Annotated in this window: 18 protein-coding genes and 1 riboswitch; of the genes, 13 read left to right on the top strand and 5 right to left on the bottom strand. The window is 62.1% G+C overall.

What is annotated here, in order from left to right:
- Nucleotides 1-165: 165 nt before the first annotated feature.
- A complete protein-coding gene (locus BM177_RS05925; RefSeq protein ID WP_091679800.1) occupies nt 166-1,113 on the bottom strand; it encodes a polysaccharide deacetylase family protein in 948 nt (315 codons plus the stop codon).
- A 180-nt stretch (nt 1,114-1,293) separates the two neighbouring features.
- On the opposite strand from BM177_RS05925, the gene mgtE reads away from it, so the two are divergent.
- The gene (gene mgtE, locus BM177_RS05920) at nt 1,294-2,730 is read left to right on the top strand and encodes a magnesium transporter (RefSeq protein ID WP_091679796.1); all 1,437 of its coding nucleotides are present in this window, start codon (nt 1,294-1,296) and stop codon (nt 2,728-2,730) included.
- Between the two features lie 33 nt (nt 2,731-2,763).
- On the opposite strand, the gene BM177_RS05915 is transcribed toward mgtE, so the two are convergent.
- From BM177_RS05915 to BM177_RS05905, 3 genes are read right to left on the bottom strand one after another with little or no spacing between them, the layout of a single operon-like run.
- The gene (locus BM177_RS05915; RefSeq protein ID WP_091679791.1) at nt 2,764-4,194 is read right to left on the bottom strand and encodes a multicopper oxidase family protein; all 1,431 of its coding nucleotides are present in this window, start codon (nt 4,192-4,194) and stop codon (nt 2,764-2,766) included.
- Nucleotides 4,195-4,236: 42 nt separating this feature from the next.
- Complete coding sequence (locus BM177_RS05910) at nt 4,237-5,586, bottom strand: ABC transporter ATP-binding protein (RefSeq protein ID WP_091679786.1); 1,350 nt, start codon at nt 5,584-5,586, stop codon at nt 4,237-4,239.
- 9 nt (nt 5,587-5,595) lie between these two features.
- The gene (locus tag BM177_RS05905) at nt 5,596-7,332 is read right to left on the bottom strand and encodes an ABC transporter permease (RefSeq protein WP_091679782.1); all 1,737 of its coding nucleotides are present in this window, start codon (nt 7,330-7,332) and stop codon (nt 5,596-5,598) included.
- A 449-nt stretch (nt 7,333-7,781) separates the two neighbouring features.
- On the opposite strand from BM177_RS05905, the gene BM177_RS05895 reads away from it, so the two are divergent.
- Nucleotides 7,782-8,561 (top strand): glycoside hydrolase family 25 protein, encoded by a 780-nt coding sequence (locus BM177_RS05895; protein WP_091679776.1) that lies wholly within the window; start codon nt 7,782-7,784, stop codon nt 8,559-8,561.
- A gap of 146 nt (nt 8,562-8,707) precedes the next feature.
- On the opposite strand, the gene BM177_RS05890 is transcribed toward BM177_RS05895, so the two are convergent.
- Complete coding sequence (locus BM177_RS05890; protein ID WP_139223531.1) at nt 8,708-10,342, bottom strand: vanadium-dependent haloperoxidase; 1,635 nt, start codon at nt 10,340-10,342, stop codon at nt 8,708-8,710.
- Nucleotides 10,343-10,758: 416 nt separating this feature from the next.
- Nucleotides 10,759-10,881, top strand: a riboswitch (TPP riboswitch).
- A 51-nt stretch (nt 10,882-10,932) separates the two neighbouring features.
- Between BM177_RS05890 and thiO the strand changes: the two genes are divergently transcribed.
- The 11 genes from thiO to BM177_RS05835 all read left to right on the top strand — a co-directional run bounded on the left by thiO (nt 10,933) and on the right by BM177_RS05835 (nt 21,761).
- A complete protein-coding gene (thiO, locus tag BM177_RS05885; protein WP_091679768.1) occupies nt 10,933-11,955 on the top strand; it encodes a glycine oxidase ThiO in 1,023 nt (340 codons plus the stop codon).
- On the top strand, nt 11,924-12,121 hold the full coding sequence (gene thiS / locus BM177_RS05880) for a sulfur carrier protein ThiS (protein WP_091679765.1): 198 nt from the start codon (nt 11,924-11,926) through the stop codon (nt 12,119-12,121). Before thiO ends, thiS begins: the two co-directional genes overlap by 32 nt.
- 10 nt (nt 12,122-12,131) lie before the next feature.
- Entirely contained in the window at nt 12,132-12,929 is a 798-nt protein-coding gene (locus BM177_RS05875) for a thiazole synthase (RefSeq protein WP_091679760.1), read from the top strand.
- A complete protein-coding gene (locus tag BM177_RS05870; RefSeq protein WP_091679757.1) occupies nt 12,922-13,539 on the top strand; it encodes a thiamine phosphate synthase in 618 nt (205 codons plus the stop codon). The genes BM177_RS05875 and BM177_RS05870 overlap by 8 nt, the downstream gene beginning before the upstream one ends.
- A 96-nt stretch (nt 13,540-13,635) precedes the next feature.
- Nucleotides 13,636-14,517, top strand: a complete 882-nt coding sequence (locus BM177_RS05865) for an EamA family transporter (protein WP_091680243.1) — start codon at nt 13,636-13,638, stop codon at nt 14,515-14,517.
- Nucleotides 14,518-14,928: 411 nt separating this feature from the next.
- Entirely contained in the window at nt 14,929-16,194 is a 1,266-nt protein-coding gene (locus BM177_RS05860; RefSeq protein ID WP_091679752.1) for a site-specific integrase, read from the top strand.
- A 63-nt stretch (nt 16,195-16,257) separates the two neighbouring features.
- Entirely contained in the window at nt 16,258-16,734 is a 477-nt protein-coding gene (locus tag BM177_RS05855) for a hypothetical protein (RefSeq protein WP_139223530.1), read from the top strand.
- Nucleotides 16,735-16,854: 120 nt separating this feature from the next.
- Nucleotides 16,855-17,163 (top strand): helix-turn-helix transcriptional regulator, encoded by a 309-nt coding sequence (locus BM177_RS05850; RefSeq protein ID WP_139223529.1) that lies wholly within the window; start codon nt 16,855-16,857, stop codon nt 17,161-17,163.
- On the top strand, nt 17,160-18,077 hold the full coding sequence (locus tag BM177_RS05845; protein WP_091679742.1) for a PD-(D/E)XK nuclease family protein: 918 nt from the start codon (nt 17,160-17,162) through the stop codon (nt 18,075-18,077). The genes BM177_RS05850 and BM177_RS05845 overlap by 4 nt, the downstream gene beginning before the upstream one ends.
- 18 nt (nt 18,078-18,095) lie before the next feature.
- On the top strand, nt 18,096-18,869 hold the full coding sequence (locus BM177_RS05840; RefSeq protein ID WP_091679738.1) for a hypothetical protein: 774 nt from the start codon (nt 18,096-18,098) through the stop codon (nt 18,867-18,869).
- Nucleotides 18,870-18,941: 72 nt separating this feature from the next.
- Nucleotides 18,942-21,761 carry a primase-helicase family protein gene (locus tag BM177_RS05835; RefSeq protein ID WP_091679735.1) on the top strand — a complete coding sequence of 940 codons (2,820 nt, stop codon included), beginning with the start codon at nt 18,942-18,944 and terminating at the stop codon, nt 21,759-21,761.
- Nucleotides 21,762-22,625 lie beyond the last annotated feature (864 nt).

The following is a 22,625-nucleotide window of genomic DNA, read 5'->3' as shown; positions in this document are numbered from 1 at the left end:
GCATATTCCGATCGGATTGAATCAATCCAATCGAGAAGAATATGCTCAAGCTTTAACTCTGGAGCGATTTCTGATCGATCGCATGACTTCATGCGATCGGAAAGCGCTCTAGCAGCCTGGCTTATCCTCGGCAAATGAGGCCCATGAATCGGGCGTCATCTGGCGTCAGCGGGCGCCCATCGGCGCCGGCGCCAGGGCCGGACGCCTCGCCGGCCGGGCGCCGTATTCCTTGGCGAAAACATTCGCGATGATCTTGTCCGTCTCCGAGGTCCAGCCTGGCGGCGCGGCCCTGAGCGGCGGCGGTTCGCCGCCCGGCGCGATATGGACGATTCTGTATCCCCGCTGCTTCAGTTCGCGGAGCAGGGCAGGCAGCATCGCCGCCGTCTGCGCCTTGGTGTCGTGGAAGAGGAGGATGCCGCGCTTTTCCTTGTCGAGGCGGTCCATGACGAGGTCAAGCTCCGCCTGCGGCGTCATCGGTTGCCAGTCGGAGGCCCAAAGGTCCGCGCCGAGCACGGCGATATTGTTCTGCGCGAGCCACGCAAGCGTTTCCGGCGAATCGGCGAAGCCCGGATAGCGGAAGAAGGGCGTTCTCGGGGTCGCGCCCGCCGCGCCGTAGCCCGCCTTGTCCACGGCGGTGAAACCCTTGACGATCTCGGCCAGCGCCGCCTTCTCGCTCAAGCGGCGCAAGGTCGCGCCCGGATGCGAATAGGAATGATGCGCGACCGTATGGCCTTCGGCGATCTCGCGTTTGACAAGCGCGGGCGAGGCTTCGGCGTTGCGGCCGACGAGAAAGAACGTGGCTTTCACGCATTCGGCCGCGAGCGCGTCGAGGATCTTCCCGGTCGTGGAATTCAGCGGGCCGTCGTCGAAGGTGAGGATGACTTCGTGATCGTCGAGCGCAAGGGTCTGCGGATAACTTTTCAGGCCGGCCCGCCAGCCGCCCTCGGTTCCAAGATAGAGCGTCCGGCTGACGCCAAGGGCGTCGGGGGCGCAGGAGGGCGACCTAGCGGCCGCGGGGCCGGGCAGGAGCGGCTGCAAAAGACCGGCGGCGACGCTCAGCACTGTTTTGGCGGCGCGCCAAAAAACCTCAAGCGTTGGTTTTTGTTGTCCCATTCGGGTAACCCTTCGAGCGCGCCAAGGCCGGACAAGTCAGGATTGGCGAAAAATTGAGATAAAAACGATGAGACTGGCGGAAAACAATAAGGCCAAAACGCGGCAATTCGTTTTCGCGGTTTGACCGGATCGCAAAGCCCTTTATGAACCCGGTGACCCCCACGAACCTGGACTGAACTGATGGCCGACACCGAGGATGACGATCAGGCCTCGGCGTCCGGCCTCCGGGACGCGGACGAATCCGGTTCCCTTTACGACAGCGACGGCGAGATTAAATCCGAATTTCTTGACGAACTGAAGGCGGCGATCGACTCGTCGGACGCGTCTTTAGTCTGCGCCCGCGCCGGGTCTCTCCACGAGGCGGATCTGGGCGCGGTCCTCGTCGCGCTCGATCCCGACGAGCGCTTCAGGCTGATCGAGCTCATGGGGCCGGAGTTCGACTTCGCGGCCCTGACCGAGATGGACGACAATATCCGCGACGAAATCCTCGCGGAATTGCCGAACCGGACCGTCGCCGAAGGCGTGCGCGATCTCGAAAGCGACGACGCGCTCACGATTCTCGAAGACCTCGACGCCGAAGACCAGGCCGAAATCCTGGAGGCCCTGCCGCCAGTCGACCGCGCCCAATTGCAGCGCTCGCTCGACTATCCGGACCATTCCGCCGGGCGCCTGATGCAGACGTCCTTCGTCACCGCGCCGCCGTTCTGGACAGCGGGGCAGGCGATCGACGTCATGCGCGACGCGGAGGAAGAAAATCTCCCGGATTCCTTCTTTGAAATCTTCATCGTCGATCCGGCGCACCGCCTGTTGGGCAATATTTTTCTCGACACGCTTTTGCGGGCGAAAAGCTCGACGCCCCTTGAAGACATCATGTCCGTGGACCGGCGCCGCGTCGAGGTGACCGAGGACCGTCAGGAAGTAGCGCTTTTGTTCCAGCGCTATAATCTCGTCTCGATTCCTGTCGTCGACGAAGGCGAGCGCCTTGTCGGCGTCATCACCATCGACGACGCCGTCGACGTCATTCAGGAGGAAGCGGACGCCGAAGTGAAGGCGCTTGGCGGCGTTTCCGAAAATGAAGAACTCTCGGACACGGTCTGGTGGACCGCAAAAAGCCGGTTCGTCTGGTTGTTCGTCAACCTTATCACGGCGTTCATCGCCTCGTCTGTGCTGGGGCTGTTCGAAGGGTCATTACAAAAAATGGTGGCGCTGGCCGTGCTCGCCCCGATCGTCGCGAGCCAGGGCGGCAATGCGGCGACGCAGACGATGACCGTGGCGGTGCGCGCGCTCGCGACAAGAGAGCTGTCGCGCCTCAACGCCTATCGCGTCATTTTGCGCGAAGTCCTGGTGGGCGCCCTGAACGGGGCCGCGTTCGGCGCGATCACGGGCCTCGTCGCGGCCTTCTGGTTCGGCCTCTCCGGGCTCGGAGTGGTCATTGCGCTCGCCATGCTGACAAACCTGATCGCGGGGGCGCTCGGCGGAATATTGATTCCCCAGGCGCTGGATCGTCTCCGCATCGATCCCGCCGTCTCGTCGAGCGCCTTCGTCACCACGGTCACGGATGTTGTCGGTTACGGATCGTTTCTGGGGATCGCGACGCTGTGGTTCGGGCTGGGGTAGAGAGCTTCGGCAAAGGAGCTGTTTCGAGCCTGCTCACCCGTATCTGATCGTCGTGAACATCCCCGCCGCCATGTGGTAGGCCATGTGGCAATGGATCGCCCACCAGCCTGGATTATTGGCGTCGAAGGCGATGGTGACGCTGGTCTTCGGCGGCGCGAGAACCGTGTCCCGCACCGCGCCCGCAAAACGGTCGCCGTTGATGGCGACAACCTGGAAGTCATGCCCATGCAGGTGCATGGGATGCGCCATGCTGGTCTTGTTGACGAACGTAAGCTCGACCCGCTCGCCTTGCCTGACCAGCAGGGGAGGGGTCGTCTCCGTCCAGGCGACGTCGTCGATCGACCATTGATAGCCCGCCATGGAGCCTGTGAGGTTCACGTCGTAGGCGCGGTCCGCCGGGCGGGGCGGCGGCGGCGCCGCCGCGCGCAGCCAGGCCTCGAGGCCGAGAGTGATCGCGGGCGTGGCGCTTGCGGCTTCCTCGGCAAGCTTCGTCACCGTTCCCGCGCCGGCGCGCAGGACGATCCCGGTGCGCTTGCGCCCGCCTTCCAGCGTTGCGAGGATCGGATAGGCGCCGGCGCCGGGCGGGACATTCAGCTCGATATCGAGGCGTTGCCCGACAACGATCGGAAATGTGCGGCTAAAGACCGGAACGACGGCATGCCCGTCGACGGCGGCGAGTCGACCCTGCAACTCGCCGAGATCGAGATGATAGCCGCTCATCGCCGAGGCGTTGATGATGCGCAGGCGGACAGGTCCGCCTGCTTCGACCTTGACCACCTCGGGATCGCGCAGGGTGCGGTCGTTGGCGAGGAAGGCGTCGTAGTCGATGTCGTTGATGTCTGGCTCCGCGTCGTGCGTCGACATTCCGGCCATCCCGGGCATCGCCGCCATTTCCTCCGGCGTCATATCCATATGGTTCATGTTCGCCATTGATTTCGGGTCGCGCAGCCGCGCGAAAAGCTCCTCGGGAGGCGTGAAGCTGAAATCGGCGAGCATCACGATCACGTCCTGCGCCCCGGAGCCGGTTCCTGCCTCGCGCACGATCAGCGGCGCGGACAGCAGCTGCTGCTCTTGAAGCCCATGATGCGAATGCATGAAGAACGTGCCGGGCGCGCGCAGCGGAAAGTCGTAGTCGGCGCTTGCGCCGGGAGCGATCAGTCCGCCGTCAAGTTCATGCACGCCATCCTGGCGCCAGGGCGGAGTCAGACCGTGCCAGTGAAGAATGCTGGGCTCATTGAGGCGATTTTCGACGCGGACCCGGAACGGCTGTCCGGCCTCCGCGATGAGCCCGGCGGAGCCGTCGGGCTGGCGGATGCCGAACACCGGGGCGGCTTTGCCGTTGACTTCAATCGTGCGATTCTCGATGCGCAGGATTGCGGGGGCGACTTCGTCGGACCAGCCGCGATGAACTCCAATGGTCCCGGCGGCGAGGGACGCGCCAAGGAATTTCCGGCGGGTGAGCATCGAGGATCTTTCTCTTGTCCAAGGCTCGCGTTTTTCGGGAGCCTATTCCGGGTTTTCGAGGCTAAAGGTTTCCGAGGTCTCGTCATAGGCGAAAAGTTCGCCGTACCGGCCCCAGTTGATGACGCTTTTCAGGGTCTGGTCGGCGTAATCCTCCGACATATAATCCTCGAGCTCCTCCAGGAACCGTGTGGTTCTCGCCGTGTGCGCCGGGCGGTCGTCGAGCACGTGCTTGATCCGCGCGGCCAGCGGAAGATAGGCGAGGAGATGATCGCCGAACAGTTTCTTGCGCACGTCGACTTCGGCTTCGGCGAAACGAAGCCCGGCGGGCGTCAACCTGATGTCGCCTTCCTCGACCTCGGCGAAGCGCAGCAGCTGCAGGGTTTCCGCCACCGGAAACAGCTCGTCGACCTCCATCTGCAGACTGTCGGCGAGAGCGGGAAGATCGGCGCGGCCGTGATAAGGTTCGGCGGCGATCTCCTCGATCATGCCGGAGATCGTGTTGGTTGAGAGGCGCGGGAGCGCCATGCCGAAGCCAAGGCCGGGAAATGCGCCGTCCCGGCCGGCCGCGGCGACGACCGGCCGCTTCGTCATCAGCGCGTAGATCTTGTCGACCAATTGCCGGAACTCGGGATCGAGCCGGTTGCGCGGATGCTGCAAGGTCACCTGGATTTCGGCCGCGATCCGGCCCGGATTTGACGACAGGACGAGGATGCGGTTGCACATCAAGACCGCCTCCTCGATGTTGTGCGTCACCATGAGGATCGATTGGATCGGCATCCGGCCTTCGACCCAGAGGTCGAGCAGATCGGTGCGCAGGGTTTCCGCGGTGAGAACGTCGAGGGCGGAGAACGGCTCGTCCATCAGCAAGATGTTGGGATGAACGACGAGCGCGCGGGCGAAGCCGACGCGCTGGCGCATGCCGCCGGAGAGTTCCTTGGGGAAGGCCGATTCGAAACCGTCGAGACCGATCAGGTCGATCGCCTTCAGCGCGCGCCGCCGCGCCTCGTCCTTGCCGACGTTCTTGGACCGGAGGCCGAGTTCGACGTTGGACAGGACCGACAGCCACGGAAACAGCGCGAAGCTCTGAAACACCATGGCGACCCCGTCGACGGGGCCCTCGACCGGCTCGCCAAGATAAGTGACGTCGCCGCCGGTCGGGGTCGTAAGGCCCGCAACAAGGCGAAGAAGCGTGGACTTGCCGCTTCCCGACCGCCCGAGAAGGCCGACGATCTCGTTTTCCCTGAGATTGAGGGAAACGTCGTCGAGAACGGCCGGCCCGCGTTCGCCAGATCCGGTCAGATAATGCTGGCTGACGTTCCTGACTTCGAGCAGCAGCTTGCGCCGGAAGGACGGCGCGGACGAATTCGTGTGAGGCGGGTTCTTGTCAGCCATGGGATGTCCTTAATCCAGCCGCAGGCGCTTTTCGGCGAGGCCGAACAGCGGGCGCCAAAACAGACGATTGAACAGGATCACGAAGATCGACATGACGACGACGCCGAGCACGATGCGGGGAAAATCGCCGTCCGCCGTCGCCTTGGCGATATAGGCGCCGATGCCATGGGCGGAGATCGTGTCGTCGCCCCATTTCACATATTCGGCGACGATGGCGGCGTTCCACGATCCGCCCGAGGCCGTCAACGCCCCTGTCATGTAATACGGAAAGATCCCGGGCAGGATCACGTAGCGCCACCAGGACCAGCCCCGGATTTGAAAATTCGCCGCGGCTTCCCTCAGGTCGTTCGGAAACGCGGTCGCCCCTGCGATCACGTTGAACAGAATATACCATTGCGTGCCAAAGATGATCAGGAAGCTCAACCAGATGTCGGGGTTGAGGTGGAATCTCAGGATCGCCACCACGGCGACGGGAAAAATGACGTTGGCCGGGAACGCCGCCAGGAATTGCGCCAGCGGCTGGACTTTTTCGGCGAGCGCCGGACGCAGGCCGATCCAGACGCCGATGGGCACCCACACTACCGTCGCAAGCGCCATCAGCAGCACCACGCGCAGCATGGTGATCAAGGTCAACAGGACCGCCTGCTCGACGTCGGCGAGGACAAGGTCGTGGCGGACGAAATTGAAGATCAGGCGGCCCGCCCAGAAGGCGAGGGCCGCGACAAGGACCAGCCAGATGACGTCAAGCAGGCGGCTCGGCGCTCGCGCGTCCGCATTCGCGGCCGGCCAGCGGAAGGGCAGTTCGAGCCGCCACAGAGAAATGCTGTGGAACATCTCGGCCGGGCCGCTCATCAGAGCCCGCAACCAGCGGGTTTGCCGGAAGACCTGCGAAACCCAGGAGCTTTCCTGTGTCTGGCTCGCCGAAAGCTCCACCCGGAACCGCGCCGCGAACACGACGAGAGGCCGGAACAGCAACTGGTCATAGCCGATGATGACGAACATCATCGTGATGATCGCCGCGAACACGGCGGGAATGCTCTTGTCGTCGATCGCGACGGCGAGGTAGGAGCCGATTCCCGGCAGCTTGATCGTGGTGTCGCCGACCGAGATGGCTTCCGACGCCACGACGAAGAACCAGCCTCCGGACATCGACATCATCGTGTTCCAGATCAGCCCCGGCATCGCGAAGGGCGCCTCGAGCTGCCAGAACTTTTGCCAGCCAGAGAGCTGGAAGCCGCGGGAAACCTCGATGAGGTCGCGCGGGACGCCGCGCAGCGACTGGTAGAAGGAAAACGCCATGTTCCAGGCCTGCGAGGTGAAGATCGCGAACACGGCCGCGCATTCCGCCCCGAGCACCGATCCGGGGAAGAGCCCCAGAAAGAACGTCACGGTGAAGGACAGAAAGCCGAGGATCGGAACCGATTGCAGGACGTCGAGCAAGGGGATCAGAACCATCTCGGCCCGGCGGCTTTTCGCCGCCAGCGTCGCATATGTGAAGGTGAACAGCAGGGAAAGGGCGATCGCCGCGAACATGCGCAAGGTGGTGCGCAAGGCGTAATACGGCAGATGCCGGTAATCGAGCGAAATGGCGGTCGATTCCGGCGCTTCGAGCGGCAAGGTCAGGCCGCTGGTGGTGTGGGAGACGGCGATAAATGCCGCAATGATCAGCGCCAGCGCCAAAAGATCGTACTGATTGGGGAGCGCCTTCCGGCCAAGCGAAGTGAAGGCGACGAACCGTGACATCATGGCGGGCCTTTAGGGGATCTGTCCGGTCAGCCGGGCGCAAGGCGGTTGCGCCTGACTAGGCCGGAACTCTAGCGCGATCAACCTTCTTGTCTCTGGCCATGACAAAGAGATGACGGATCCTTGTGTTTCCGGACCAAGGCTCACGGCGGAGGCGATCGCCGCGTTGGGGGGCGGCGTCAAAAGCGGGCGTCGAACAGATTTCTTCACATTCTCGCCAAAAAAGGAGCAAATGGTTAACGTCAAGTTGGAGGAGAGGGTGTGCGCCTTCGCGGTCGTTTCGATTTATTCATCAAAGCGATGCCGGACACTTTGATCGTTTTTCACGGACCGGCGAGACCGCTGGTCGAAAGCCCATCGTGGTGGATCTGGCGGTCCGCCCTCGCGGTTGTTAATGACGCGTTACCTTTTTTGAGAGCATCCTGGCCTGATCGAAAATTGGTTTTTGCGTGATGCGGCACATTTCGTCTTTCATTTTTACTCTCGTCTGCGCGCTCTCGCTCGCCGGCTGCGCCGGGACAGGTCTCGTGGACGACCCATTTCCCAAACCCTCGGACTTCGAGGTCTACGGCATCGACGTTTCGAAATACCAGGGCGACATAGACTGGGACAGCGTGCGCGGCTCCGGCGTCCGCTTCGCCTGGATCAAGGCGACCGAGGGCGGCGATCACATCGACGACAAGTTCCAGCGCAACTGGGAAGCGGCGAAGGCTGCGGGCATCCCGCGCGGGGCCTATCATTTCGCCTATTGGTGCAGGCCTGCGGAAGAGCAGGCGGCCTGGTTCACCGCGAATGTGCCCAACGATCCTGACGCGCTGCCCCCGGTGCTGGACGTCGAATGGAATGGGCAGTCGAAGACCTGCGCCAAAACCGTGCCGAAGGATGTCGCGCTTGCGCAGATGAAAATCATTCTGGCCGCTATGGAGAAAGCCTACGGCAAAAGGCCCGTGATTTACACCGCCGTCGATTTTCATCGCGACGTGATGCAAGGCGAATTCACCGATTATCCGATCTGGGTCCGCAGCGTGAAATACCATCCCTCGGTCAAATACGGCGCCCGCCGCTGGCATTTCTGGCAGCATACCGCCGAGGGCCATGTTCCTGGGATCAAGGGCTATGTGGATCGTAACGCCTTCAATGGCACGGCCAAGGAATGGCAGGTCTGGCTGACGGGGCTCCGAACCAGCGATCACGCCTCGCTTCCTCCCGTCGCTGTGGCGAAAGCGGACTGAGCCGACTTTTTCCGGACTTTCGATTCCTTCTCGTTTCCGGGAGACTTCCGCAAAAGGAAGGGCCGCCCGGGGCCGTCGTTTCTCAACCGCCCCGGCGATTGCTGATCGATCGCATGAGTCCATGTGATCCGGAATGCGCTCTCAGCTTATCGCGCCGCCGAAGTCTTCGGCCGGAATGCGTTGCCAAAGACGATCCCGCCCACCTCGTTTCCCTGGTGAATGCCGGCGTCGGCGTCGAACTGCCAGTGAATCCCCAGATAGATGCGGCTTCGGGCGTTCTCCCGCTCCGCTTCGCCAAAACTTGCGAACCTCTTCACGATCAGGGGACGCGGCGTCGTTTCGCCAGGGCCATAATTCCTGCCGTTATATTCGTCCGAGATGAACGAGAAACCTTCATCGCCCCCTTTGGTTGACCAATAGGCTCGCAAGGTCTGGAACAACGCTCCTCCGAACACCGCATGGCCCGAGGGAAACGACGGAAACGGAGGGGTGAAATTGCGGCCGTTGGCGTCGCCATTCGAAATAGGCGCGCCGAGCGGCGTCCAAGCGGGATTAGCTTTTCCCTCCGGCGTTCCATCCGCCGGCAAAGTGCGGATATAAGTCACCGGCCGGCCGAGGCGCCAATGATACTTCGCCTCCCACGCGGAAATGCCTGCGTCCGCCAGAGAAACGTTCACGAGGGCCAGATAACGGGCCATGTCGGCGACAGTGACGATCGGCTTTTCCTGCAGTGCGACGGACGTCGCGATTTCATTATAGAGCCGGGGCGGCGCGCAAAGCAGCGCGGTGCCGTCATACGCCCAGAAATCGCCAATGATGGTTTGTGCCGGCGATCGCGTTGTGGGCGTCGTTCCTCTCGGCGCTTGAAGGTCGGCCGTGGCGTCGCCTCCGAGCCGCCTGACCTCCTTGTAGGCGTCTACGAAGAGTTTCGAGTTGATGTCGGGAGGAGTCGGCCGCAAGCGCGCGATATCGGCGCCAGTCAGCACAAAGGGTCTGACTTTCATCCAGTCGCCGCCAAGCGCAATCAGCACCGAGGCATGGACCGGGTCCGGATGCCAGCGCCCGTCGGCGGGATATCCGCCGATCGGGTATTGGCTGTAATCGGGAGCAGGTTCGGTCGGCTCTCCCGCTGACGAGCCATCGTTGAACGTCGAGACTTTCGTTGATTGGGTCGCGGCTTCATCATAACCGCGTTCGTCCAGAACGGCCTTGGCAGCCGCCTTGCCAAGATAATAGCCAAGCCTGTGCGCTGTATCCATCTGCGCCGGATCGGTGCGGTTCCCGAAGGTCTGAAGCGACACTCTCTCGGCGTAGTCGGCAAAATCCTGTTTTTTCGGATAAAGCGCCGTGAGCGTATCGTGCGCGGACTCGGTGATGGCGACATCCACAACCGCGGTCCTTGGAGTCAGTTTGTCGCGGGTGAGACGAGGATAACGTTTCTGTAGCTCGGCGATGATCTTGTCCTGAAGTCCGTGGTAGCTTTCGAACGTGTTGAAAACTGCGTTCACCGCCTCGAACACGGCGAGATGGACAATAGCGAGCGCGCGGCTCGTCCGATGCGGGCCGTATTGTTCGTGACCGTTGGAATTTGGACCGGCGACCAATGTGTGATCGATTGCGGTCATATCGAGCGCGTTCAAATTCCACATCAGAACAGCGCCCAGCTCCGGCGCTTTTTTCCTTTGCAACAGAAGGAGGAGATCGTTGTGCTGCAAATACGTTTTGTACGCAGGGAGGGACGCAGGCAAAGCGATACGCTTGTTTTGCGTGTCAATGAGCATCTCAAGCTCCTGCTTGCTCGCCGACGCTTTCTCTTCTCTCGATTGGGACAGACGAAGAATGTCCGCCAATTCTTTTTCTTGAAAGTCGGAGAGCGGCGTCTCCGCCTGCAGAGGAATGGCATAAACGCAGCAGAGAAGCGTTAAGGCTGGAATTATTCGACTGTTGCTTAACACAGCACTCTCCAAATTATAATAAATGTTATCATTTATAAGGCCCGTCACGCCAATTATACTTTCGAGACAAAATTATAGTCAAAAAACAAGTCCGGGATGTGCGCCGCTCATGGCTATTTACGGACAGGACTTTGAATAAATCGGCGCGGGCGCCTGTCGACGCAAAGGCTCCGGGGGGTTGGCGGACGCTTGCGTCTTCGCGCGCCCGCGCTTGACGCTTTCGCGGGACGCGCCTACCTATTGCGTTCACCTAGGGGATCCCCGGCAGGGGGCTGAGAGGCTGGCATCGCTTTCCATGAGCGGCCCGGCGACCCTTCGAACCTGATCCAGTTCGTACTGGCGTAGGGATGGTCTTATGATTTTCTCGGACAGGACGCCTTTTTGCTTATCGTCCGTCCCGCGCGCGGCCGCCGGCGATGTCTGACGGCCCGCGTGTTCGCGTCCTTGGCGCCGGCGTCGCGGGGCTTGCCGCCGCGTTCGAGTTCGCCCGCGCGGATTGTCGCGTCGAACTGATCGAACGGCGCGAGGCGGCCGGCCTTGGATGCTCGCATCTGGCCGGAGGCATGCTCGCCCCCTGGTGCGAGGCGGAGAGCTCCGAACAGATCATCGTCGATCTCGGCGTCGAATCGATCGAGTTCTGGACGCATGTCGTCCCGGTCGCGGAGCGGCGCGGAACGCTGGTGCTCGCCGCCGCGCGGGACCGCCCTGAACTTGCCCGCTACGCGCGCCGGACTCTCGAGCGTGAGAGCCTCGACGGCGCCGCCATCGCGGCCCTCGAGCCCGATCTCTCCGGGCGTTTCGAACAGGCCCTGTTTTATCCACGGGAGGCCCATCTCGATCCCCGCGCGGCGATGGCGGCGCTTCTGTCGCGTCTCAAGGGCTTTGCAAACGTCGCGCTGCGGTTCGGCGTGGAAGCGTCGCCGGCGTCCGACGATGCCGATTGGACCATCGATTGCCGTGGCTTGGACAGCCGGGACCGCTTGCAGGATCTGCGCGGCGTCAAGGGCGAAATGCTGATTCTCGCCACGCCGGAGGTGAATCTCTCGCGGCCCGTCTGGCTGCTCCATCCGCGCCAGCCTGTCTATATCGTGCCGCGCGGCGGCGGCCGGTTCATGGTTGGCGCGACCATGATCGAAAACGACGAGCCAGGGCGGATCACGGCCCGCGCGATGCTGGAGCTTCTCGGCGCCGCCTACACGGTCCATCCCGCTTTCGCCGAGGCCGAAATCGTCGAGACCGGCTGCGGCGTGCGCCCGGCCTTTCCCGATAATCTGCCAAGACTCCGGCGCGAAGGCAGGGTTATTCATGTCAACGGGCTTTTCCGGCACGGATTTTTGATCGCGCCGGCGCTCGCGCGAAGGGCCGCGCGCATGGCGCTTGACGGCGCTCATTTTCCAGAGGTGACCGATGCTGATCCACGTCAACGGCAAAGCGCTTGAAGTGTCGTCGGCGACGCTCGCCGCGCTTCTGCAGGAACTCGACTTCGAGGAAAACAGCGTCGCGACCGCGCTCAACCAGACGTTCGTCCGCAAGACGGAGCGCGCCGAGACCGGCCTGAAAGAGGGCGACGCGGTCGAAATCCTTTCGCCCCGGCAGGGCGGCTGAAACCAGAGCCATGACAAAAGACGCGCTGACCCTTTATGGCGTTGCGCTTTCCTCGCGCCTCCTTGCGGGGACCGCGCAATATCCCTCGCCAGCCATCCTCGCCGACGCGGTTCGAGCCTCGGGGTCCGAGGTTGCGACAGTCTCCTTGCGCCGCGAGTCGGGAGCGGCCAGGGCGGGCGAAACCTTCTGGGCGCTGATCCGCGGCCTTGGCGTCAAGGTCCTGCCGAATACGGCAGGCTGCCGGACCGTCAAGGAAGCGGTGACGACCGCGCAGATGGCGCGCGAAATCTTCGGCACGCCCTGGATCAAGCTGGAAGTCATCGGCGAGGACGACACCTTGCAGCCCGACGTGTTCGGTCTCGTCGAAGCCGCGTCGATCCTCACCCGCGACGGATTTCAGGTGTTTCCCTACACGACCGAAGATCTCGTCGTCGCGGAAAAGCTGCTCGGCGCGGGCTGCGAAGTCCTGATGCCCTGGGGGGCGCCGATCGGCTCCGGCCGCGGCCTCAACAATCCGTACGCGCTGCGGGCGCTGCGGGCGCATTTTCCGGAAATTCCGCTCATCATAGACGCGGGCCTCGGCGCGCCGTCCCACGCCGCTGCTGCGATGGAAATGGGCTACGACGCCGTCCTCTTGAATACGGCGATCGCGAGGGCGGGCGATCCCGTGGGGATGGCGAGAGCTTTTTCCCTGGCGGTCGAGGCGGGGCGGCTCGCCTTTCTCTCCGACCCGATGCAGCCGCGCGACATGGCCGCTCCTTCGACGCCCGTGATGGGGCGGGCCTTCACCGGCGTCGCGCGTGCTTGATCCGTTTTACCTCATCGTCGACAGCGCGGCATGGCTCGCCCGGCTGCTGCCCTGCGGCGTCAAGCTGGCGCAATTGAGGGTCAAGGACCGCTCGGGCGCTCCCCTGCTTGCGGAGATTCTCGCGGCCAAAGCGCTTTGCGCGCGGCATGGCGCGCAGCTTGTCGTCAATGATTATTGGGAAGAGGCGATTGGCGCCGGATGTGATTTCGTCCACCTCGGGCAAAGCGATCTCGATCACGCGGACTTTGCGGCCATCCGCCGCGCGGGCCTGCGCCTCGGCGTCTCGACGCATGACGAGGCCGAACTCGCCCGCGCGCTCGAGACGGCGCCTGATTACATCGCGCTGGGGCCGATTTATCCGACCATTCTGAAAAAAATGCCGTTCGCGCCGCAGGGACTGCTGCGCCTTGGCGAATGGAAGAAGCGCATCGGCGCGGTTCCGCTGGTCGGCATCGGAGGAATTACCCTGGAGCGGGCGCAAGGCGTGTTGGCGGCCGGGGCGGACAGCGCGGCGGTCGTGACGGATATCACGCTCAATCCCGACCCAGAGACCCGGGCGAGGGACTGGGCGGCGGCGACGAGAGGGTTTTGTTCCGGACCGGCGGCGTAGCGCCCGCGAAATCATGTTCTTCCCGTCGCGGCGCCGTATTGGTCTTCGAATCGGCTCGCTGGAATGCGTCTCAAAAGATCGAACCTGGAGGCGCAAATGCGGCCGCTCGATATTCTCTCCGCCTTGATCGCCGCGCTTGCGCTGGGCCTGGCGTTTATCGCGATCAAGATCGGCGTCGCCGAGGCGCCTCCGATGCTTCTGACCGCGCTGCGCTTCACCTTCGCCGCCTTCCCGGCCGTCTGTTTTGTGTCTCCTCCAAAGGCGCGGATCTCGATCGTCGCGCTTTATGGGCTGCTGATAGGGGTCGGCCAATTCGGACTGCTTTTCCTGGCGATCGGGCGCGGGATGCCGGTCGGACTGGCGTCGCTGGTCATTCAGCTCCAGGCCTTCGTCACGGTTCTGCTGGCATGGGCCGCCTTAGGCGAGCGGCCCAGCGCGGTTCAGGTGACGGCGGCGGCCGTCGCCCTTGCGGGAATTGCGCTCATCGGTTCGGCGCGTCTTGGCTCGGCGAGCCTCGGTCCGTTTCTGATGGTCGTCGCCGCCTCGCTCTGTTGGGGCGTCGGCAATCTCGTGGGCAAGATCGCCGGCCGCATCGACATGTTCGCCTTTACGATCTGGTCGAGCCTCGCCTCGCCGCTGCCGCTGCTCGGTCTCTCGCTTTGGGTCGATGGGCGCGACGGGCTCCACGCCCTGACGCATCCGACGCTGGTTTTGGCGCTTTGCGTCGCGGGTCTCGCTTATGGCGGGACGTTGATCGGCTTCGGACTCTGGAGTCGGCTCCTTTCGCATTACCCGGCGGGTCAAATCGCTCCCTTCGCGCTCTTGATCCCGGTTATCGGGATGATCGCCGGCCGGATTGTTTTCCTTGAACCGCTGAGCCGGATCGAGATGGCCGGCGCGCTGCTGGTCATGGCGGGGCTGACTTTCAATGTTTTCGGCGAGCGTCTGCTCGCTCGCCGCATCCGCCAGATCCCGTGACTCTGATCATCAATCCCATGAGTCTGGCAGCGCGTCTTGCCGCCAGCTCGTGACAGCGCCGCCGTCTTCCCGAGCCATAAAAAGAAGGGCCGCCCAGGCAGGCGGCCCCTCCATTGCCAGACTGCGGTCCGGCGATCATTCCATTGCCTGAGGCGATCATTGCGCCGGTTTAGAAGGCGCAGTTCCCAAAGGCGGCCGTCATGATCCGGGCCCGCAACGTGAGACAATGAGACACGTGCTTTAGGTTGACCAGGAGATATCATCGGCGTTCGCCCGATAAAGAAATCCCTATATAAATCTTGCGCTTGCCTCCAAGATAGCCAAATAAACGATAGCGCCGATATCCGTCGGATACCCCTGATTGCGCCCCGACTTTGTTGTCCGGGCGTTGTCCTGACCAAAGGAACGGCCATGGCCAAGAAAGAGCTCACCGATCGATTCCTCAAATCGATCAAACCGGCCAAGCCTGGCAAGCGCGTCATCCATATGGACACTAGGGAGCCGCAGCTCGGCGTTCGCGTTACTGAAAAAAGCACGCCCGCCAATGTCGGCTCTTTCGTATTAGTCGCGCGCTTTCCTAGCTCACCCAATCCAACGGCGCGCCGCATCGGCGATTATCCGGACATGTCGCTTAGCGAGGCCCGAGAGAAAGCTCGCGAATGGCGCGCGCTTATCAGCAAGGGCATCGATCCGAAGACCGCTGCTGAGGCCGCGAAGCGTGCTGAGGAGCGCAAGCGCTTGGACACCTTCGGGGCCGCATGGCTGGTCTACGCCGAGGAGAGATTGAGCCAGCTGAAGTCCGGCCCCGCTGTTCGCCGAATGGTGGAACATTACGCGCTGCCGACCTGGGGTTCGATTCCGTTGACCGAGCTCGGTCCCGACGATTGGCAGAGGATCAAGGGCGAGGCGACGAAGAAAATGCCTCTCGCGGGAGCGAACCGATTGTACGCCAACCTCCGCGCCTTTTTTCGATGGCGCGCCGACAACGGCCATTTTAACGAGCCCGATCCTCTCGCACGGGTCAAAAGGCCACTTAAGGAAAAACCGCGCCAGCGCACCCTTGAGCCGGACGAAATCCGCGCCGTCGCGCGCGCCGCCGACCTTGTCGGCTATCCGTTCGGCGATCTGACGCGGATGCTGTTGTTGACCGGGCAGCGGCTGCGCGAAGTCGCGGAAGCAAAATGGTCCGAAATCGATCTTGCCGCAAAGCTTTGGACGATTCCCGAAACCAGAATGAAAGGCGACGCCGCCCATAAAATTCCATTGGCCGAAGCCGTCATCGATCTGCTGGGCGCGCTGCCCGTTGGCGAACGGGGCCCGTACATTTTTTCATCGACGGGCGGGGCGACGCCGATCAGCGGATTTAGTTTCGGCAAGCGTAAGATCGACGCCGCCGCGAAGATCGGAAAGGGCTGGCGATTCCACGACTTGCGCAGGACATTCAGGACCGGACTCGGCGACTTAACCGTGCCAACAAACGTGGCCGAATTGTGTATCGCGCACAGGCAGGTCGGCATACACAGGGTTTACGACACCGGCGCTTATTTGCCCGAAAGGAGGCGCGCCATGGAGTTATGGGCGCGTGCAATCATCACGATGTCCGATCCGGGAGGGGCGTCCAATGTGGTGAACCTGCGCCAAGATCATTCAGAGCCCCGCGAGTTCGCGACGTCTTGAAATACGGACCGGCAGGCGCGCCAACCCCTCGCCGGTCCTTGACCAGCCATGAAGGGTAGAGTCATGACCAAGCCCCCAAAAAACCTAGTTGCTGTTCCCGCCTCCGGCAAGACGGAGGTGTTGGAGTCGGACGCGACTTTTACTGTTTGTGCGGGCTCGGCTACGGCTGAGGCGGTTGCCCGCGACCTCGGAAAGGCAGTGACGCCGCCGGAATTTGTTTCTGAGACGCCGCCGCCTTGGTTTGATTCTGGTCCGATGCTGCTCGCGGCGAATAAACGCCAGCAACGCGACCTCGCCAACCGGCCGCGAAATCTAGAAATCAACGCCGTGCGAGAGTCCTACATCCGCGAATTCATGAAAGACCATCCAACTCTCACACAAGTAGAACTGGCCGAGAGAGTCCGCAACGCGTGGCCCGATGAGTGCAAGAAGAAGCGCGGGAAGAACCTCGGGAAGAACCTCGGAGTCGTCACCATTGTTGAAATCATTCGCCGCGTTGAGAGAGCGGACGGCTGGCCCCGGAGGCGAACTAAAGATTAACAAATGTTAATATCGGGTTAACCGGTTAAGCGTCTGTTTTTCCCATTGCGGGTGGTGTCCGATAGGTCCTGTTGAAACGACAACAGGACCTAACCGATGCCCAACGTTTTGCCGGAAGCCTTGCGCGCCGAACTGAACGAAATAGTTTCGCCTGAGACCTTCCGCCGAATTGAGGCGGCCTTTGAAAAAAAGAACCTCGAAAACTTTCGTTACCGTGACCTAAAAAGTCGCGGGATTGTAGACTCGCGAGCGACGCTCGCGCGTTGGATTCAGGCGGGCGATTTTCCGCCCGGAATTTTGATCGGTCCGAACATTCGCGTTTGGCCCGCAGCACAAATCGACGCGTTTCTGCGCACACGTCCGACGGCGGCCAAAGCAGCGCCACGCCGCAAGGCGGCTCGAGTTGCTTCACAGGCGTTAGCGCCATGAAAAAAGCCGCCCAACACGGGGCGGCCTTCTTTAAAAAACTAGGTCGCTTTGCAGGCGAAGATGTTTCTAAAGGAAATCCACCAGAAAATCAAGTAGCAGCCAACGCGAGCCCGGCGCCGGACCGCGCGATCCCGACGATCGACCGGCATGTCGATGCGTTCATCGCTGAAAATCAGACTTTTGACGCGGCCCGGCTGGAGCGCCGCCGCGCCACGCTCAATGCCTCTGAATGCGTTTCTTGCGCCCGTCGCGTCCGCGCTGGCAAAGACGCGGTTCCCCCTGATCCTCACTACGTGGAAAATCAGCGCTGCGCTTTCCGCGGTCAGATGATCGAGGCCGGGCTATTCGCGCCCGCCATGCGCGGGGCCTACGGCCGCCGGTTCCGTTACGGCGGCGCACGCCAGCACAATTTTTCCAATGGGCGCCTCGCCGCCACGCCGGACGGATTGTTGCTGGGATGCCAACGCCACGAGTTCGCGCATCTTGGCGTCGATCTCGGACGTGATAACGCCGTCGTCATCACGGAATGCAAAAGCGTAGACGACCGCACGCGCGACCTCCCCAAAAACACCCACGTCGTCCAGGTGCAGATTCAGCTCGGTTTGGTTCGCGAGACGTCTCGCTACAAGCCTGATGTTGGAATCATCATCTACCTTTCAGCTAGCTTCCTCAAAGTCACTGAAATTCCGATCAGGTTTGATCCGGCCGTTTTCGCGGCGGCTGAACGGCGAGCGCGACTCATCATGGGCGCCGCGTCGATGGCGGACTTGCCGGCCGAGGGCCGTCTCGCCGGCGGCGGCGAGTGTCAATATTGCCCCTACGTCGCCACGTGCGGCGCCTGCGGTGAAACACGAATTCGGGACCTTCATTCTGACGGGCCGATGGAGCCCCGACGCGTCGCGTCGGGAAATTGAAAGCAAAAGGAAAAAGTCATGACAACGAAGCAGGCGATCAATGATAACGCGGGAAAGACGCATGTTGCCGCGCCCAGCGTCCCCGCGCCAGCGCCGGAGCCGAAGGTTCCGGCCGTGGCGGGTCCTGGCCTCCGGTATAATGCCTACGCGGAATTTGTCGCGGACGCGGGCGGCATAAATGAGGGGCTGTTCGGCAACCGGATCAAGTTCGACCACCGCTCGGGGAATTATACCTCCGGTCAGGACGGTCATCCGCTGCCGACCGGGCCATATGTCGCTCTCATGCCGACCGCCAAGGCCGGTTTCCAGAAATGGCGTGAGGGCGCCCTCGCTGGCTCGTCCATGGGCTTTATCGATGGGGGATTCCGCGTCGATCGGGACTCTCTGGACGAGGCCGATGAATCAGCGTGGTCGTTTGAAAACGGCAAGCCGAAGGACCCCTGGCAGCAAGCGTCGTCGTTCTGCGTAGTCAACGCCCAAGGCGACGGCTTCACGGTGAGCTCGATGTCCCGCGGCGGCTATACCGGGTTCGTCAATCTTCTCGGCCTGTTCGGACGGCATTTGCGGATGGAGGCGGGAATGCTTCCGATCATCACATTCGAGAGCTCCAGCTACGCGCACCCCCGGAAGGAATACGGGCGTATCCACACGCCCGTCTACAAAATTGTGGGCTGGGCGCCGGAAGATGAATTCTCCGACGTCATCGTTTCCATCAAGGGCGACGGCGCCCCGCGCTTGATGCTGCCCGCTCCGGCGGACGGCGCGGCCGGCGATTACGCGCCGCCGTTCTAATCCAGCCCCCTGCCGCCGGCCGCCAGTCTCGCACTGGCGCGGCGGTTTTTTGTCTCTTTTGCAGTGCTCGCCATGACTATAAACCCGGATTTTCTCGACGCCAATTCTTGCGCGGCCCCGGCCGAACCTACGATTGCGCTGACTAAGTTCGTCAAGGACCACGGCAGTTTGACCAAGCGAATAGCGCTGGCGCCGGATGGCGGGCTCGCGAGCGACAGCTCGCAATGCGTGATGGGAAGCGGTTTCGCGGAACGACTGGAGACGACTGTCGAAACCTTCGGAGCCTTGATCGAATCGACGCCCCGCAACGTCGCCTATGGGCTCGGCGCCCCAGCCGCCGGCGTGCCGGACCGCGTCCCGATCGTCTCGCGCAATCGCCTGAACGGCGGCGCGGCGATCGCGCGGATCCGGGAGAATTTCGATTATCGGCCGGGCGAACCGGCTTTTGTCCTGCTCGACTTCGACCGCAAGGACATGCCCGCGGACGTTCGCGCCCGCATCGTCGCGCTGGGCGGGTTCCAGGGCGCGCTGGAGGACGTGTGCCCTGGTATCGCCGCGGCTGGCCGCGTCGCCCGCTCCTCGACCAGCGCTGGCGTGCTGAGAGCCGCCACGGGAGAGCCTCTAAGCTCCGGCGGCGAGCATGTTTATCTTCATGTCAAGGACGGCGCCGACGCGACCCGCTTCCTCGCCGCGCTGCAGGTGAAATGCTGGGCCGCGGGCTTTGGCTGGCACGGCGTCGGCCTCATTGGTCAATTGCTCGAACGATCGATCATCGACAGGTCCGTCGGAGGCGGCGAGCGCCTGGTCTTCGAGGCCGACCCCGAACTTGGCCCCGGGCTGCGGCAGGGTCCGCGTCCGGCGGTGACGCACAGCGGCCCGCCGTTCGACACCGCGGCGATCGTTCCGAGCGAGCTCCAGCGGATCGAGGCGGCCCGGCGCATCGCCGCCTCGGCGCTCCTGCTTGAGCCACTCCGCAAGGCCACACAGAGGCGCGCCGAGGACCAGCGCGTCGCCGCCGCGGTCGAGGCCGGCGTTCCGGAGCCTCGGGCGCGGGCGATGGCGGAAGCCTGGAGCAAGGGCGTCCTGTATCCGGACGTTCCGCTCGACTTCGCCGACCCGAAGTTCGGGGCCGTGACGGTGGGCGACGTCATGGCTGAGCCATCGAAGTTTGAGGGCCAGGCGCTCGCCGATCCGCAAGAGGGCGTGGCCTACGGGCGCAGCACCGCGATCGTTTATGTCCGCGATGACGGGCGGCCGTGGATTCGGTCTTTCGCGCATGGACTGACGACCTATGTCCTGCGTTACACGCCGCCAGCCATCGAGGCCGCGATGCGGGCCGACCCCACGAACGCGGTCCGGGTTTTTGTTGGCATGCTCCGCGACGCCGAATTGGACGCGATTGACGATGAGCGACTTCGCAACCTCGCGAAAGACCTGTCCGGCGACGGCAAGCGCGGCATCAATGCGACGGTCAAATCGGCCCGGGAGAAGGCGGACCATGATAAGGCGGCCTGGGCGAAGAAGCAGGATGCGAGGCAGATCACGGCAGGCGCCGCCCAGGGCGCGGACGGGGAAGGCGTGCAGCTCGGCGACTTCGTGGCCTACATGCAAAGTCCGATGTGCATTTTTAAACCGACAGGCGAGCTCTGGCCACCTCAGCGCGTCGATCAGCGTGTGCCGCCGGTCCAACTCTTTGACGCCCGCGGCCGCCCGCTCATAGACGAGGATGGCGAAAAAAAGAGCTTGGCGGCCAGCTCCTGGATCGCCAGAAACGCCCCAGTCGAACAGCTGACATGGTCGCCGGGGCAGCCGCAGTTAATCAAGGACATGCTCATCGCTGATGGGGGGTGGATCCCGCGCAGAGGGGTCTCGGTGTTCAATCTTTACCGTCCTGGCCGCCCCAGTCCCGGCGACGCGACGAAGGCGGGTCCGTGGCTCGACCATGTCCGCAGGGTCGAGCCAAACGACGCTGAGCATATCTTTAACTTCCTGGCGCAGCGCGTACAGCAGCCCGGCGTCAAGATCAATCATGCGCTGTTCCTTGGGGGGTCGCCGGGCATCGGCAAGGACACGATGCTCGAACCTGTCAAGCACGCCGTTGGGTCATGGAACTTCACCGAAATCACACCGCCTAATTTGCTTAATAGTTTCAACAGCTACTGCAAGTCTGTGATCCTCCGCATCTCCGAAGCGAAGGACATGGGAGAATTTGACCGTTTCTCGTTTTATGAACACATGAAAACGTATGCCGCGACGCCGCCAGATGTGCTCCGCGTCAATGAAAAGCACACCAAAGAATATTATGTACAAAATGTTATGGGCGTCATTATCACGAGCAACCATAAGACTGACGGAATCTACCTGCCGCCGGACGACCGCCGCCACTACGTCGCCTGGAGCGACCTGGAGCAGAAGGATTTCGACGAGGGATATTGGTCCCGAATGTGGGTGTGGTACTCGTCGGGAGGTTTCGGCCATGTCGCGGCATGGTTGGCCGAGCGCGACATCTCACGCTTCGATCCGAAAGCTCCGCCGCTCAAAACGGAGGCGTTTTGGGCAATCGCCAACACCGCCCGCTCGCCAGAAGTGAGCGAGCTTGCTGATGTTCTCGACCGTCTCGCGGTCGAGAACGGCGGAGAGCTGCGCGTCGTAACCCGCGAGATGCTGGTGAAGGCTGTGATAGGGGACCACTCGCTCTACGAGTGGCTGACGAGCCGCAAAAACTGGCGTACCCTCCCTTACCACATGGAAAAAAATGGTTTTGTTCCGATCCGGAACGAAGCGGCTAAGGACGGCCAGTATGTCGTTGGTGGTAAGCGCCAGACTGTCTACGTCAGGACGGGTTTGGGGTCGCAGGAACAGACGGACGCGGTTGTCGCTTTGTGCAGGTAGGAGGGATGGCCGCGAATGGGACGAATCGAACGAAATCGATGAAATTGATGATTTCCAACTGCGCTATTTATGGACCCAAAATATTTCGAAATCGACAAGATGGACGATATCGATGATTTCGCACTGCTGTATCTTTCAAATTAAAACATATATTTTTTATCTAAGTATCTAAAATTATCACCAAAAATCGCAAAAGTAGCAGGAGCAAAAAAAAGGGAGAGAAATATATTTTAATTCGAAAGATACAGCAGTAGGCAATCATCGATATCACCGATGTCATCGTTCGCACGCCTCACACGACCACATCCGTCACCGTCCGACACCACCCTCCACTCCGACATCTTTCGCGCACAAACGCTTCGCAACCCTACCGTAACCGGCTAAGCGCCCAGCGCATCGCACCTTAACCGGCTAAACCGACATTCCCTCAACGGTAAGCTTAACAATTCACTTTTGCCACAACTTCCCAGGCCGATTCGAATCGGCCCCAATTAAGATCACGTGACCCTATATCTTGCGCTCCCTGCACGACAGGCCCTATGTACACCCTTGATATCTAATGGATACCTCCGGCGCATGTTGTCCTTCGCGACGATGCGGCTTAAATTGGGGCAACGTAGGGACAACAGTCGCGTTTTTTTTAACGGGAGTGGCTTTTTAATCATGCTAGGTACCCCCCCCCAAGATGCAGCGGTCTTAATGCAAAGCGCCGCCAAGTGGTGACGACGCTGGGGTGACACAAGGAAGGATTTCAACTTGGACGATTTGGCGATGTCCGCCGCAGGCACTTCGGCGCAGAAGAAAATCGTCGCCCACCGAACCCAGCAGACGGAGACAGGCAGGCACGGCGACCATCGCGGGCCA

Origin of the sequence: Methylocapsa palsarum, assembly GCF_900114285.1 — a bacterium.
GTDB classification, from domain to species: Bacteria; Pseudomonadota; Alphaproteobacteria; order Rhizobiales; family Beijerinckiaceae; genus Methylocapsa; species Methylocapsa palsarum.
The sequence above is the reverse complement of the archived record's forward strand: the minus strand, read 5'-3'. Positions and strand labels throughout refer to the sequence as shown.

Coding starts and splice junctions, on each gene's coding strand:
- BM177_RS05925 (WP_091679800.1), bottom strand. CDS start 1,113: ATGGGACAACAAAAACCAACGCTTGAGGTTTTTTGGCGCGCCGCCAAA.
- mgtE (WP_091679796.1), top strand. CDS start 1,294: ATGGCCGACACCGAGGATGACGATCAGGCCTCGGCGTCCGGCCTCCGG.
- BM177_RS05915 (WP_091679791.1), bottom strand. CDS start 4,194: ATGCTCACCCGCCGGAAATTCCTTGGCGCGTCCCTCGCCGCCGGGACC.
- BM177_RS05910 (WP_091679786.1), bottom strand. CDS start 5,586: ATGGCTGACAAGAACCCGCCTCACACGAATTCGTCCGCGCCGTCCTTC.
- BM177_RS05905 (WP_091679782.1), bottom strand. CDS start 7,332: ATGATGTCACGGTTCGTCGCCTTCACTTCGCTTGGCCGGAAGGCGCTC.
- BM177_RS05895 (WP_091679776.1), top strand. CDS start 7,782: ATGCGGCACATTTCGTCTTTCATTTTTACTCTCGTCTGCGCGCTCTCG.
- BM177_RS05890 (WP_139223531.1), bottom strand. CDS start 10,342: ATGCTCATTGACACGCAAAACAAGCGTATCGCTTTGCCTGCGTCCCTC.
- thiO (WP_091679768.1), top strand. CDS start 10,933: ATGTCTGACGGCCCGCGTGTTCGCGTCCTTGGCGCCGGCGTCGCGGGG.
- thiS (WP_091679765.1), top strand. CDS start 11,924: ATGCTGATCCACGTCAACGGCAAAGCGCTTGAAGTGTCGTCGGCGACG.
- BM177_RS05875 (WP_091679760.1), top strand. CDS start 12,132: ATGACAAAAGACGCGCTGACCCTTTATGGCGTTGCGCTTTCCTCGCGC.
- BM177_RS05865 (WP_091680243.1), top strand. CDS start 13,636: ATGCGGCCGCTCGATATTCTCTCCGCCTTGATCGCCGCGCTTGCGCTG.
- BM177_RS05860 (WP_091679752.1), top strand. CDS start 14,929: ATGGCCAAGAAAGAGCTCACCGATCGATTCCTCAAATCGATCAAACCG.
- BM177_RS05855 (WP_139223530.1), top strand. CDS start 16,258: ATGACCAAGCCCCCAAAAAACCTAGTTGCTGTTCCCGCCTCCGGCAAG.
- BM177_RS05845 (WP_091679742.1), top strand. CDS start 17,160: ATGAAAAAAGCCGCCCAACACGGGGCGGCCTTCTTTAAAAAACTAGGT.
- BM177_RS05840 (WP_091679738.1), top strand. CDS start 18,096: ATGACAACGAAGCAGGCGATCAATGATAACGCGGGAAAGACGCATGTT.
- BM177_RS05835 (WP_091679735.1), top strand. CDS start 18,942: ATGACTATAAACCCGGATTTTCTCGACGCCAATTCTTGCGCGGCCCCG.